12 protein-coding genes are annotated in these 12,793 nt (G+C 68.2%); 3 read left to right on the top strand and 9 right to left on the bottom strand.

What is annotated here, in order from left to right:
- Positions 1–117 precede the first annotated feature (117 nt).
- The 4 genes from WAB15_RS12075 to WAB15_RS12090 all read right to left on the bottom strand — a co-directional run bounded on the left by WAB15_RS12075 (position 118) and on the right by WAB15_RS12090 (position 4,315).
- A complete protein-coding gene (locus tag WAB15_RS12075) occupies positions 118–1,755 on the bottom strand; it encodes a cytochrome bc complex cytochrome b subunit (RefSeq protein WP_399151186.1) in 1,638 nt (545 codons plus the stop codon).
- Complete coding sequence (locus WAB15_RS12080; protein ID WP_399151187.1) at positions 1,752–2,816, bottom strand: Rieske 2Fe-2S domain-containing protein; 1,065 nt, start codon at positions 2,814–2,816, stop codon at positions 1,752–1,754. Before WAB15_RS12080 ends, WAB15_RS12075 begins: the two co-directional genes overlap by 4 nt.
- On the bottom strand, positions 2,813–3,622 hold the full coding sequence (locus WAB15_RS12085; RefSeq protein WP_384441090.1) for a c-type cytochrome: 810 nt from the start codon (positions 3,620–3,622) through the stop codon (positions 2,813–2,815). Before WAB15_RS12085 ends, WAB15_RS12080 begins: the two co-directional genes overlap by 4 nt.
- A 72-nt stretch (positions 3,623–3,694) precedes the next feature.
- Positions 3,695–4,315 carry a heme-copper oxidase subunit III gene (locus WAB15_RS12090; RefSeq protein WP_362614683.1) on the bottom strand — a complete coding sequence of 207 codons (621 nt, stop codon included), beginning with the start codon at positions 4,313–4,315 and terminating at the stop codon, positions 3,695–3,697.
- Between the two features lie 275 nt (positions 4,316–4,590).
- Between WAB15_RS12090 and WAB15_RS12095 the strand changes: the two genes are divergently transcribed.
- Positions 4,591–4,992, top strand: a complete 402-nt coding sequence (locus WAB15_RS12095; protein WP_407286205.1) for a hypothetical protein — start codon at positions 4,591–4,593, stop codon at positions 4,990–4,992.
- A 38-nt stretch (positions 4,993–5,030) separates the two neighbouring features.
- Here WAB15_RS12095 and WAB15_RS12100 read toward each other — a convergent pair whose 3' ends face one another.
- From WAB15_RS12100 to coxB, 4 genes are all read right to left on the bottom strand, one after another.
- Positions 5,031–6,302 carry an Ig-like domain-containing protein gene (locus WAB15_RS12100; protein ID WP_407286206.1) on the bottom strand — a complete coding sequence of 424 codons (1,272 nt, stop codon included), beginning with the start codon at positions 6,300–6,302 and terminating at the stop codon, positions 5,031–5,033.
- Between the two features lie 144 nt (positions 6,303–6,446).
- Positions 6,447–6,845, bottom strand: coding sequence for a cytochrome c oxidase subunit 4 (locus WAB15_RS12105; RefSeq protein WP_399151190.1), 399 nt, complete (start codon positions 6,843–6,845; stop codon positions 6,447–6,449).
- Positions 6,842–8,578 carry a cytochrome c oxidase subunit I gene (gene ctaD, locus WAB15_RS12110; RefSeq protein ID WP_407286207.1) on the bottom strand — a complete coding sequence of 579 codons (1,737 nt, stop codon included), beginning with the start codon at positions 8,576–8,578 and terminating at the stop codon, positions 6,842–6,844. Before ctaD ends, WAB15_RS12105 begins: the two co-directional genes overlap by 4 nt.
- Positions 8,575–9,537, bottom strand: coding sequence for a cytochrome c oxidase subunit II (gene coxB, locus WAB15_RS12115; RefSeq protein WP_399150467.1), 963 nt, complete (start codon positions 9,535–9,537; stop codon positions 8,575–8,577). Before coxB ends, ctaD begins: the two co-directional genes overlap by 4 nt.
- 352 nt (positions 9,538–9,889) lie before the next feature.
- Between coxB and WAB15_RS12120 the strand changes: the two genes are divergently transcribed.
- Positions 9,890–11,329, top strand: coding sequence for a cysteine desulfurase/sulfurtransferase TusA family protein (locus tag WAB15_RS12120; RefSeq protein ID WP_407286208.1), 1,440 nt, complete (start codon positions 9,890–9,892; stop codon positions 11,327–11,329).
- 18 nt (positions 11,330–11,347) lie between these two features.
- Here the strand turns inward: WAB15_RS12120 and WAB15_RS12125 are convergent, their stop codons facing one another.
- Positions 11,348–12,322, bottom strand: coding sequence for a carbohydrate kinase family protein (locus WAB15_RS12125; RefSeq protein WP_407286209.1), 975 nt, complete (start codon positions 12,320–12,322; stop codon positions 11,348–11,350).
- A gap of 171 nt (positions 12,323–12,493) precedes the next feature.
- On the opposite strand from WAB15_RS12125, the gene WAB15_RS12130 reads away from it, so the two are divergent.
- Positions 12,494–12,721 (top strand): hypothetical protein, encoded by a 228-nt coding sequence (locus tag WAB15_RS12130; RefSeq protein ID WP_399150464.1) that lies wholly within the window; start codon positions 12,494–12,496, stop codon positions 12,719–12,721.
- Positions 12,722–12,793: the final 72 nt, after the last annotated feature.

The raw sequence follows: 12,793 nt of genomic DNA on the forward strand, positions 1-12,793 counted from the left end.
CTGCCTATGCCGTCACCCTATCGACCCGCCGGGCATGCCGGAGGGCCCCGTCCGATCGCCGGACGGGGCCCTCTGGGTGGCGTACTGCCTACGGTGCGCTACGAGGCACCGAGGGGATCAGTGGTGGCCGTGGCCGCTGGTGATCTCCTGGTACTCCTCGACCGTCGGCTTGGCGATGACGCTGTCCTCGCCGTAGTAGGACTTCGAGAGCTTGGCGCGCAGCTTCTGCGAGCGCTTGATCTTGCGCTTGACGCCGTTCTCGTCGACCTCCGGGCCCAGCTCGAGCGGCTTGGGCTGCTCGTGCTGCGTCAGCAGGTGCAGCTGCTCCTGGTCGAGCGGCTCGTGGACCTCGATGAACTCACCGTGCGGCAGGCGCTTGATGATGCCGGACTCGCGGCCGTGCAGCACCTTGTCCTTGTCGCGCCGCTGCAGACCCAGGCAGATCCGCTTGGTGGCGATGAAGGCCAGCACCGGAAGGACGAAGAAGCCGATCCGGACGAACCAGGTGAGGGAGTTGAGCGACAGGTGGAAGTGCGTCGCCCACAGGTCGTTGCCGCCGCCGATCAGCATCACGAAGTACGCGACCAGCCAGGCCACACCGAAGCCGGTGCGGGTGGGGACGTTGCGCGGGCGGTCCAGGATGTGGTGCTCGCGCTTGTCGCCGCGGACCCAGGACTCGACGAACGGGTAGACCGCGATGGCGACCAGGACCAGCGGGAAGATCACGATCGGGATCAGCACACCGAAGTTGACGGTGTGGCCCCAGAAGTTCCACTCCCAGCCCGGCATGACGCGGACCAGGCCCTCGGCGAAGCCCATGTACCAGTCGGGCTGGGCGCCCGTGGAGACCTGGTCGGGCCGGTACGGGCCGATGGCCCACACCGGGTTGATGCTGGCGACCGCGGCGATCACCGAGATCACACCGAAGACCAGGAAGAAGAAGCCTCCGGCCTTGGCCATGTAGACCGGCAGCAGCGGCATGCCGACGACGTTGTTGTTGGTCTTGCCGGCACCCGGGAACTGGGTGTGCTTGTGGTAGAAGACCAGGATCAGGTGCGCCACCAGCAGGCCGAGCATGATGCCCGGCAGCAGCAGCACGTGCACCGTGAAGAACCTCGGGATGATGTCGTGCCCGGGGAACTCGCCGCCGAAGATGAACATCTGCAGGTACGAACCGACCAGCGGCATCGCCAGGATGACGCCCTCGATGAACCGCACACCGGTACCGGAGAGCAGGTCGTCGGGGAGCGAGTAGCCGGTGAAGCCGGTGAACATGCCCAGCACGAACAGCAGGAAGCCGAACAGCCAGTTGACCTCGCGCGGCTTGCGGAAGGCGCCGGTGAAGAACACCCGCATCATGTGGACCATCATCGCGGCCAGGAAGACCAGCGCGGCCCAGTGGTGGATCTGGCGGATGAGCAGACCACCGCGGACGTCGAAGCTGATGTTCAGCGTCGACTCGAAGGCCTGGGTCATCCGGATTCCCTGCATGGGCACATAGGAACCGTGGTAGGTGACCTCGGCCATGCTCGGGTGGAAGAACAGCGTCAGGTAGACACCGGTCAGGATGATGATGATGAAGCTGTAGAGCGCGACCTCACCCAGCATGAAGGACCAGTGGTCCGGGAAGATCTTGCGCATGTTGGCCTTGGCGAGGCTGTAGATGCCCAGCCGGCCGTCCGCCCAGTCGGCGATCCGCTCGCCCCGCGGCGCCTGGCCGCGGCGCGGGTTGGTCGCGCCTTGTTCGTTACTCATCCGCGCTCCCAGAAGCTCGGGCCGACGGGCTCCGCGAAGCCGCTCGCGGCCTCCAGGAAGCCGTCCTTCTCCGTGATGTGCAGCTGCGGCAGGGCGTGTCCGGCGGGACCGAAGATCACCCGACCACCGTCAGCGAGGTCGAAGGTCGACTGGTGGCAGGGGCAGAGCACGTGGTGCGTCTGCTGCTCGTACAGGCTGATCGGGCAGCCCACGTGGGTGCAGATCTTCGAGTACGCCACGATGCCCTCGTGGGACCAGGCGAGCTCCTGCTTGTCCTTGATGTTCTGCGGCTGGATCCGCACGAGCATCAGGGCGTCCTTGGCGATGTGCTCGTTGAAGTCCTCGCTGTCCTCCTCCAGGCCCTCGGGCTTGGCGAACGTCAGCGAGCCGACCGCGATGTCCTCGGGACGCAGCGGAAGGTTGGTGGACTGGTTGACGAGGCGGACGCCCTTCTTCCAGTTCGTGGTGCGCAGCTTGGTCCCCGGCAGCGGACCGAGGTCGCGCAGCAGGACGACGCCGGAGAGCGGCACCAGGGCCAGCGCGCCGAACATCGTGTTGCGGATCAGCTTGCGGCGGCCGAAGCCGGACTCCTCGGCACCGGCCTGGAAGTCCGCCATGACCTTGGCCTTGACCTCGGGCGTGGCCTCGATCGGGTGCCGGTCGTCGGCGACCTCCACGTCCGACATCAGCGTGCGGGCCCAGTGGACCGCGCCGGCGCCGATGCAGAACAGCGCCGCGCCGAGCGTCAGACCGAGCGCGAAGTTCAGTGCGCTGATGTGGCCGATCGGCCAGATGTAGACGATCTTGTCGATCGGGATGGCCACGTACGAGGCGATGAAGCCGACCGTGGCGATCATGGACACCAGGAAGAGGAGGGCAACGGTGCGCTCGGAGCGCTTGGCGGCCCGCTCGTCGATGTCCTGGGCGCGGTGCTCGTGGGGCGGCAGCCCCGGGTCGGCGAACGGGTTGTCCGCCGTCGCCACCGCGCCTTCGTGAGCCGTCTCCCGCTCACTGGGAAGGATTTCTTCTGGCACGTCTGCGTGTCGTCCAGTCTCGCTCATGACTTCTTGGCCTTCGTAGTCCGGGCTGCGACCCAGATGGCGACCACTACCAGCGCGCCCAGGCCGAAGATGTAGCCGAAGAGACCCTCGCTGACCGGGCCGAGACCGCCGAGGTCCAGGCCGCCGGGGCTCTCGGATTCATCGCCGTTGACGGCGCCGAGGTACGCGATGATGTCCTTCTTGTTCTGCTTGCTCAGCGAGCCGTCACCGAAGGAGGGCATGTTCTGCGGGCCGGTTTCCATGGCCTCGTAGATGTGCTTCGGGTCCACGCCCTCGAGCGTCGGTGCGTACTTGCCGTTGGTGAGGGCGCCGCCCTTGCCGGTGAAGTTGTGGCACTGCGCGCAGTTGGTGCGGAACAGCTCGCCGCCCTTGCCGATGTCGGCACCGTCCGGGCTGTACTGCGACTTCTCCGGGACGGTGGGACCGGCACCCAGCGACGCGACGTAGGCCGCCAGGGCCTCACGCTGGGCGTCGTTGTAGATGGCCTTCTTCCGCGGCACCTGGGCGCCGGGCTGCTGGGCCGGCATACGGCCGGTGCCGACCTGGAAGTCGACGGCTGCGGCGCCGACGCCGACCAGGCTCGGGCCGTCGGAGGTGCCCTGACCGCCGGTGCCGTGGCAGCTTGCACAGCCCACGGCGTAGAGCTTCTTGCCCTCCTTGATGGCAAGGGACTGGGCGGTGTCATCGGCCTGAGCCTTGTCCGCCGGCGCGAACGCGGCGTACAGCCCCCCGGTGACCGCCAGCGCGAGGAGTAGGACGACGAGCGCCGCCAGCGGATGGCGCCGTCGTGCGGAGAGCTTTTTCACGGATTACCCCGGTGTCAGGATCTTCTGCGTCGATGCTGTGGATATGTCTGTCTGATGCGGAGCCGGCAGCGGCTACTTGATCAGGTAGATCGTGGCGAAGAGGCCGATCCAGACGACATCGACGAAGTGCCAGTAGTAGGACACAACGATGGCCGCGGTGGCCTGCGTGTGGGTGAACCTCTTGGCCGCGTACGTCCTGCCCAGGACCAGCAGGAAGGCGATCAGGCCGCCCGTCACGTGCAGTCCGTGGAAGCCGGTGGTCAGGTAGAACACCGAGCCGTACGGGCCGGACGAGAGCGACAGGCCCTCGTGCTTGACCAGCTCGGTGTACTCGAAGACCTGACCGCCGATGAAGATCGCACCCATGACGAAGGTGACCACGAACCAGGCCCGGAGCTTCTTGACGTCGCCGCGCTCGGCCGCGAAGACGCCGAGCTGGCAGGTCAGGGAGCTGAGCACCAGGATCGTGGTGTTGGTCGCGGAGAACGGAAGATTCAACGCATCGGCGGATTCCTTCCAATACTCGGCGCCGGTCACCGATCGGAGGGTGAAGTACATCGCGAAGAGGGCCGCGAAGAACATCAGCTCGGAACTCAGCCAGATGATGGTTCCGACGCTGGTGAGGTTCGGCCGATTGACCGACGGGTGCGCGTGCCCGGTTTCTACTGTCGTTGCTGTCGCCACGACCGACATTATGTCGGTCGCTTATCCCGCCCTCACTCCGGGGGGTGCCGTTCGGTGTGTCAAGGACGTATGCCCTGCTCGTACGGCCCAATTCCGCGGTCGCTCGAAGGGGGGAAGCGCCGGCCGGCCGGGCCGCCGGCGGGGCCGCCGGAACCCGGTCCTGACGGCCCGTCGGGCAGATCTTGGATGTGTTCAACCCCTCCTGCGGGCAGCCGTTGCGGGAGTAGCATCCGGCGCAACAGTGCCACCCGATGCTGTGCCGCTACGAAGAGCGTGGAGGAACGATGCAGGCGACTGCCACGGTGCTGGTCTACAGCGACAATGCCACCACCCGCGAGCAGGTCCGGCTTGCGGCCGGACGGCGCCCCGCCGCCGATGCCCCGCAGATCGAGATCCTGGAGTGCGCCACCGCCCCGGCCGTCCTGGAGGCCCTGGAGCAGGGCGGCATCGACGTCTGCGTGCTGGACGGCGAGACCGCGCCGGCGGGCGGGATGGGCGTCTGCCGGCAGATCAAGGACGAGATCTTCCAGTGCCCGCCGGTGCTGCTGCTGATCGGCCGCCCCCAGGACGCCTGGCTGGCCACCTGGAGCCGGGCGGACGCCGCGGTGACCCATCCGGTCGATCCGGTGGCCTTCGCCGACGCCCTGGCCGGGCTGCTGCGCCGCAAGCACCTCGTACAGGCCTGAGCGGCCCGCTGACGGTCTCTTAGGGCCTATGGCGGCCCCTAGATCTTCGGGCGCAGCCGGGCGTCGTCGCTGGGGTTCTGCTGGCGCTCGGCGGCTCCTGTGGTGGTGCCGGCCTTGCCCTTCAGGGCGCTGCCGGCGCGCCATTCGTTCCACGGCAGGTTCCAGTCGCCGTAGCCGTTGTCGAACGGCGTCATGGTCTCGCCGCCGCTGTTGACGACCTTGACGACGTCGCCTACCCGCACGGTGTTGAAGAACCACTGGGCGTTGCTGGTGGACATGCCCGTGCAGCCGTGGCTGACGTTCGCCGCGCCCTGCGATCCGACGGACCAGGGTGCGGCGTGGACGTACTCGCCGCTCCAGGTCACCCGGGTGGCCCAGTAGACCGGCAGATCGTAGGACTCCGAGCTCCCGGAGGCGATGCCGACGGTGGAGCTGCGCATGCGTACGAAGCTCTCCTTGCCGAGCACGACCTTGACGCCGTTGCGGGTGGAGAATCCGGGCTTGCCGGTGGTGACGGGGATGGTGTTGATCGTCGAGCCGTTGCGCTTGACCGTCATCCGGTGCGCCGCCGCGTCCGTGACGGCCTCCACGCGGTCGCCGGTGGTGAGCCTGACGGGCTTGGAGACGCCTCCGTAGAACCCCTTGGCGATCTTCAGACCAGCCAGGTTGCTGTGCACCGAGATGGTGGCGTGGGCGGGCCAGTACACCTTCGGGCGGAAGTGCAGCTTCTTGTCGTCCACCCAGTGCCAGGCGCCCTCGACCCGCGGCATGGAGTCGACCTTCAGGGCGCTCTCGACGACGGCGCGCGCCTTGGGGTCCTTGATGGGCTTGCTCAGCTCGGCGGTGATCGGCTGGCCGACGCCGTACTCGCCGCTCTCCGGGCCGAAGGCCGCGGTCAACTGGCCCGCGACGTCCTTGGTGTTGACCACCAGCGTCTTGCGGCCCGGTGTGCCGTCCTCCTCGGTGCTGACCCGCACCGTGTAGCGGGTTCCGGCGGCCAGTGGCCCGGTGGTGCGCCAGTGCCTGCCGTCGGCGCTGAGTTCGCCGTGCACGAAGCGGCCGGTGGAATCGGTGGCGGTCACGTCCGTGATCCGCGCCTCGTCGTCCGTGACGGAGACCTCAAGCGGCTTGTCGGGGTCCGCTTGCCGCTTTCCGTCCGGGGTGTTGGCGGTGATCTGGTCGCCCGCGTCGTAGGGATCGGCGGAGAGCGCGTCCGACGCCGAGCCCCCGCACGCGGCAGAGCTCACCGCGAGGGGCACGAGCAGGAGGCCGCAGCTCAGCACCGTCCGGGTTCGAGGTCTGTGACTCATGACCCAAAAATATGAAGAATCACCTGTCTCAGCGCGCTGGAGGACTGCAAACGGGTGTGTCCCTGCCGCCCAAACGGGGCGGGCCCGGACACCTGTTGGAGGTGTCCGGGCCCGCCCTGCGGCGTGTCAGCCGTGCGTTTCGCCTTACTGCGTGCGGTTCTCACCGCGGTAGTACTCGAAGACCCAGCCGAAGAGGCCGACGAGGATCACCGGCAGGGAGAAGTACAGCAGCCACCAGCCGAAGACGACGCCCAGGAAGGCCAGCGCGCCACCGACGGCCAGGGACAGCGGCTGCCAGCTGTGCGGGCTGAAGAAGCCCAGCTCACCGGCGTCGTCCGAGACCTCGGCGTTCTCGTTGTCCTGTGCGCCCGCGTCGACCCGCCGGGCCGTGAAGGCCAGGTAGTAGCCGACCATGATGCACAGGCCGAAGGCGAGGAACAGCGCGGTGGTGCCCGCCGGCTCCTTCGACCACAGGCCATAGACGATCGCCATGGCCAGGACGAAGACGGAGAGCCAGATGAACATCTTGCCCTGGATCTTCACTTGCCCGCCTCCTTGCCGCCGGCGAGGGACTTGTCGTCCTCAGTGCCGTGACCGTTGTGCAGCGCGTCGAGGGCCGCGATCTCCGGGTGGTGCAGGTCGAACGCCGGGGATTCGGAGCGAATACGCGGCAGGGTGAGGAAGTTGTGCCGCGGCGGCGGGCAGGACGTCGCCCACTCCAGGGAGCGGCCGTAGCCCCACGGGTCGTCGACCTCGACCTTCTTGCCGTACTTCGCCGTCTTCCAGACGTTGTAGAGGAACGGCAGGATCGACAGGCCCAGCACGAACGAGCTGATCGTCGAGATGGTGTTCAGCGCCGTGAAGCCGTCGGCCGCGAGGTAGTCCGCGTAACGCCGCGGCATGCCCTCGGCACCCAGCCAGTGCTGGACGAGGAACGTGCCGTGGAAGCCGATGAACAGCGTCCAGAACGTGATCTTGCCGAGCCGCTCGTCCAGCATCTTGCCGGTGAACTTCGGCCACCAGAAGTGGAAGCCGCAGAACATCGCGAAGACGACCGTGCCGAAGACGACGTAGTGGAAGTGCGCCACCACGAAGTACGAGTCGGAGATGTGGAAGTCCATCGGCGGCGAGGCCAGGATGACACCGGTCAGACCACCGAAGGTGAAGGTGATCAGGAAGCCGATCGCCCAGAGCATCGGCGTCTCGAAGGACAGCGAGCCCTTCCACATCGTGCCGATCCAGTTGAAGAACTTCACACCGGTCGGCACCGCGATCAGGAACGTCATGAACGAGAAGAACGGCAACAGCACGCCGCCCGTCACATACATGTGGTGCGCCCACACCGTGACCGACAGACCGGCGATCGAAATCGTCGCCGCGATCAGACCGATGTAACCGAACATCGGCTTCCGGGAGAACACCGGAATGACCTCGGAAATGATGCCGAAGAACGGCAGCGCGATGATGTACACCTCGGGATGGCCGAAGAACCAGAAGAGGTGCTGCCACAGCAGAGCGCCACCATTAGCGGCATCGAATACATGGGCACCGAATTTCCGGTCCGCCTCCAGCGCGAACAGCGCCGCCGCCAGTACCGGGAAGGCCAGCAGGACCAGCACACCGGTCAGCAGCACGTTCCAGGTGAAGATCGGCATCCGGAACATCGTCATGCCGGGCGCCCGCATGCAGATGATCGTCGTGATGAAGTTGACCGAACCGAGGATCGTGCCGAAACCGGAGAAGGCCAGACCCATGATCCACATATCGGCGCCGACGCCCGGCGAACGCACCGCGTCCGACAGCGGCGAGTACGCGAACCAGCCGAAGTCCGCCGCACCCTGCGGGGTGAGGAAGCCGGCCACCGCGATCAGCGAGCCGAAGAGGTACAGCCAGTAGGCGAACATGTTCAGCCGCGGGAACGCCACGTCGGGCGCGCCGATCTGCAGCGGCATGATCCAGTTCGCGAAGCCGGCGAACAGCGGGGTGGCGAACATCAGCAGCATGATCGTGCCATGCATGGTGAACGCCTGGTTGAACTGCTCGTTCGACATGAGCTGTGTGCCGGGACGGGCCAGCTCGGCCCGCATCAGCAGCGCCATCACGCCGCCGATGCAGAAGAACGCGAACGACGTGACCAGGTACATCGTGCCGATGGTCTTGTGGTCAGTGGTCGTCAGCCACTTCACGGCAGCGATACCGGGCTGCTTTTTCCGTACGGGCGGTGCTGCCGGAGCCGTATCGGCGGCGGCACCCTGAGGTTCGTTGAGGATGCTCACTGGTTCTTCGTCTCCGCATTCCTGGCGTGATCCGTCTGCTTGATGCCCGACGGCAGGTATCCGGCCTGGCCCTTCTTCTTCAGTTCCTGCAGGTGCTCCCGGTACCGCTCAGGGGAGACGACCTTGACGTTGAAGAGCATCCGGGAGTGGTCGACGCCGCAGAGCTCGGCGCACTTGCCCATGAAGGTGCCCTCCTTGTTGGGAGTCACCTCGAAGACATTGGTGTGGCCCGGGATGACGTCCTGCTTGAACAGGAACGGCACCACCCAGAAGGAGTGGATGACATCGCGCGAAGTGAGGACGAACTGGACCGTCTCACCCTTCGGCAGCCACAGCGTCGGGCCGGGGTTACCGGTCTGCGGGTTCCGGGTGCCCGGAACGCCCACGTCGTAGACACCGTCGGCACCGGCCGGCGCGGTCTTCTTCCACTTGTCCGGGATCGCCGAGAGCGCGCTGGAGTTGATGTTCGTGGTCGACTTGTCGCCGTCGACGTCCTCCAGGTAGTTGAACCCCCAGCTCCACTGGAAGCCCACCACGTTGATGACGTGGTCCGGCTTCTTGGAAGTCTTCAGGAGTGCGCTCTCATCACGTGCGGTGAAGTAGAACAGCACCGCGATGATGATGAACGGGACGATCGTGTACAACGCCTCGATCGGCATGTTGTACCGGGTCTGCGCGGGGACCTCCACCTTGGTCCTGCTGCGGCGGTGGAAGATCACGCTCCAAATGATCAGGCCCCACACCAGCACGCCCGTTGCGAGGGCGGCGGCCCAGGAGCCCTGCCAAAGAGAGAGGATCCGCGGCGCCTCGTCGGTGACGGGCGTTGGCATGCCGAGGCGGGGGAAGTCCTTATATGTGCAACCAGTAGCGGTCGCCAGGACCAGGCCCGCAGCAAGCACCTGCGGCAGCTTCCGCCGCATCGGGCGCCGCGACGAGCGGTCGGAGCCGTTGGGACTCACGTAGCGCCTTCCCGAGAGTCTCGCCCGCGCGGTCGGCTGCGGCCTTACTCGCTGGTCGGTCGCCGCCCTGCGTCGGGCAGGGGTTTGGATGTTTATGCGGACCAAACCCTACTGGACGCTATTTGGGGTCGCGCGGGGAGGGTGCCCAACGCGCCGCGACGCACCCCTAAGGGGTGGCCGGGTCCTCCGTGAGGCACCCTCGCCACACCCGATTACCCGCTCCCACCAGGCATCTGACGGTGTGACCGGCCTCCGTTCGCCCCGGCCCGGCGGACCGGGCGCCGCGGCCGGGCCCGCGGTCCGGCCGGGCGGGGGCCATCGCCGCGGACCCCATGGGACTAACGTCTCGTACGTGCCCTACTTCGACGCCGCGTCCTCCGCTCCCCTGCACCCGGTCGCCCGTGAGGCGCTGCTCGCCTCGCTCGACGAGGGCTGGGCCGACCCGGCCCGCCTCTACCGCGAGGGCCGCCGCGGCCGGCTGCTGCTGGACGCCGCGCGCGAGGCCGCGGCCGAGGCGGTCGGCTGTCGACCGGACGAGTTGGTTTTCACCCCTTCGGGTACGCAAGCGGTGCATTTGGGAGTCGCCGGTGCGCTGGCGGCCCGTCGGCGCGTCGGCCGCCGGCTGCTGCACTCCGCCGTCGAACACTCCTGCGTACTGCACGCCGCCGAGGTCCATGAGGCGGCCGGCGGCACCCGCGCGGAGCTGGCCGTGGACCGGACGGGCCGGGTGGCGGCCGGCGACGTGGCCGCCGCGCTCACCCCGGACACCGCGCTGGTCGCCCTGCAGTCCGCCAACCACGAGGTGGGCACCGAGCAGCCGGTCGAGGAGGCGGCCGGGCTCTGCCGGGAGTCCGGCGTGCCCCTGCTGGTGGATGCCGCGCAGTCGCTGCCCTGGGGGCCGGTGCCCGGCGACTGGTCGCTGCTGGCGGCCAGCGCCCACAAGTGGGGCGGCCCGCCCGGTGTCGGGCTGCTCGTGGTTCGCAAGGGGACTCGGTTCGCGCCACAGGGGCCCGCGGACGAGCGGGAGTCGGGCCGCAGCCCGGGGTTCGAGAACATCCCGGCGATCGTGGCGTCCGTGGCGTCGCTGCGCGCGCTGCGGGCCGACGCCGGGACCGCCACCGAGGCGGCGCGGCTGCGGCAACTGGTGAACCGGATCCGCACGCGGGTGCCGGCGCTGGTCCCGGAGGTGGAGGTGGTCGGCGACCCGGTGCACCGCCTGCCCCATCTCGTCACCTTCTCCTGTCTCTATGTCGACGGGGAGACCCTGCTGCACGAGCTCGACCGGGCGGGCTTCTCCGTCTCGTCCGGATCGTCCTGTACGTCCAGCACCCTGGCGCCGAGCCATGTGCTGCGCGCGATGGGGGTGCTGTCCGAGGGGAACGTCCGGGTCTCGCTGCCGTACGGGACGAAGGAGGCGGATGTCGACCGGTTCCTGGAGGTGCTGCCCGGGGTGGTGCGCTCGGTACGGGAGCGGCTGGGGGTGCCGTCGGTGACGGCCGAGGCACCCGAGGCCGGTTCGGCGGCCGAGGCCGATGAGGCACCGCGGACCGCGGCGGGCGCCGGGTCCGAGGACCTGGTCGTCGACTCCCTCGGCAGGCGCTGCCCCATCCCGGTCATCGAGCTGGCCAAGGTGATCGGCAAGGTGCCGGTCGGCGGGACGGTGACGGTGCTCTCCGACGACGAGGCCGCCCGGCAGGACATCCCCGCCTGGTGCACGATGCGCGAGCAGGAGTACCTGGGCGAGCGGGCGGCAGAACGCGGCGCCGCGTATGTCGTGCGGCGCCGCGTCTGAGACGTTCTTGCGGCCGGTTCAGGCCAGGTGCTGCTGGACGTCGGCGGCGGCCTCGTGGCCGTACGCCTTGGTGAAGCGGTCCATGAAGTGGCTGCGGTGCAGCTCGTACTCCTGGGTGCCGACGGTCTCGATGACCAGCGTCGCCAGCATGCAGCCGACCTGCGCGGCGCGCTCCAGGCCGACGCCCCAGGCCAGACCGGACAGGAAGCCGGCGCGGAAGGCGTCGCCGACGCCGGTGGGGTCGGCCTTGGTCTTCTCCTCCGGGACGCCGACCTCGATGGCGGGCTCGCCGACCCGCTCGATGCGCACGCCGTTGGAGCCGAGGGTGGTGACCCGGGTGCCGACCTTGGCGAGGATCTCGTCGCCGGTCCAGCCGGTCTTGGACTCGATCAGGCCCTTCTCGTACTCGTTGGAGAAGAGGTAGGTGGCGCCCTCCATGAGGGTGCGGATGTCGTCGCCGTCCATCCGGGCGATCTGCTGGGAGAAGTCGGCGGCGAAGCGGATGCCGCGGGTGCGGCACTCCTCGGTGTGCCGGATCATCGCCTCGGGGTCGTCCGCGCCGATCAGTACGAGGTCCAGGCCGCCGACCCGCTCGGCCACGTGCTGGAGCTCGATCAGCCGGGCCTCGCTCATCGCGCCGGTGTAGAAGGAGCCGATCTGGTTGTGGTCGGCGTCGGTGGTGCACACGAAGCGCGCGGTGTGCAGCACTTCGGAGATGCGTACGGAGCGGGTGTCGACGCCGTGGCGGTCGAGCCAGGCGCGGTACTCCTCGAAGTCGTTGCCCGCGGCGCCCACCAGGATCGGCTCGATGCCGAGCTGGCCCATGCCGAAGCAGATGTTGGGGGCGACTCCGCCACGGCGGACGTCGAGCTGGTCGACCAGGAAGGAGAGAGAGACCGTATGCAGCTGGTCGGCCACGAGCTGGTCGGCGAAGCGGCCGGGAAAGGTCATCAGGTGGTCGGTGGCGATGGAGCCGGTGACTGCGATACGCACGACGGGTCTGCTCCTGCGGGTGGCGGAGGGGACTTGCGGACGTGGAGCAACGCTACCTGGCGGGGTGCAAAACCACCTGCGCATCCCGGATAGACGGAACCTCTGAAACCAGCGGATAACTACTCAATAGTAGGCCTTTCTCCTCGGCGCGTGCCTGCGTACGGTGCCCCTATGACCAAGCCTGTGAAAGCCGTCACACCGCGTGTCGCCGCCTCACCCGCCGAATCCGAGCCGGAGTCGCTCGACGAGCTGCGCGGGGACTGCGCGCGGATGGCGGGGCGCTGGAAGGCCGGGCACCGGTCCGCGCCGACGCCCGGCCGGGCGTCCGATCTGCACGGGGTCGAGGTTCCCGAGCGGTCCGCCGAGATCGTGGACAACATGTCCGACTACGGCGACTGAGCCGTTCGGGGAACCGCGCACGCCCCCGCTCCGTCCCATCGACGTCCACCCCGGGGAGGGTGGCACGGCAGA

The organism is Streptomyces sirii, from assembly GCF_045690365.1.
Lineage (GTDB): Bacteria > Actinomycetota > Actinomycetes > Streptomycetales > Streptomycetaceae > Streptomyces > Streptomyces sirii.

Excerpts from the sequence above, each read along its gene's own strand:
- WAB15_RS12075 (WP_399151186.1), bottom strand. The coding sequence starts at position 1,755 with ATGAGTAACGAACAAGGCGCGACCAACCCGCGCCGCGGCCAGGCGCCG.
- WAB15_RS12080 (WP_399151187.1), bottom strand. The coding sequence starts at position 2,816 with ATGAGCGAGACTGGACGACACGCAGACGTGCCAGAAGAAATCCTTCCC.
- WAB15_RS12090 (WP_362614683.1), bottom strand. The coding sequence starts at position 4,315 with ATGTCGGTCGTGGCGACAGCAACGACAGTAGAAACCGGGCACGCGCAC.
- WAB15_RS12095 (WP_407286205.1), top strand. The coding sequence starts at position 4,591 with ATGCAGGCGACTGCCACGGTGCTGGTCTACAGCGACAATGCCACCACC.
- WAB15_RS12100 (WP_407286206.1), bottom strand. The coding sequence starts at position 6,302 with ATGAGTCACAGACCTCGAACCCGGACGGTGCTGAGCTGCGGCCTCCTG.
- WAB15_RS12130 (WP_399150464.1), top strand. The coding sequence starts at position 12,494 with ATGACCAAGCCTGTGAAAGCCGTCACACCGCGTGTCGCCGCCTCACCC.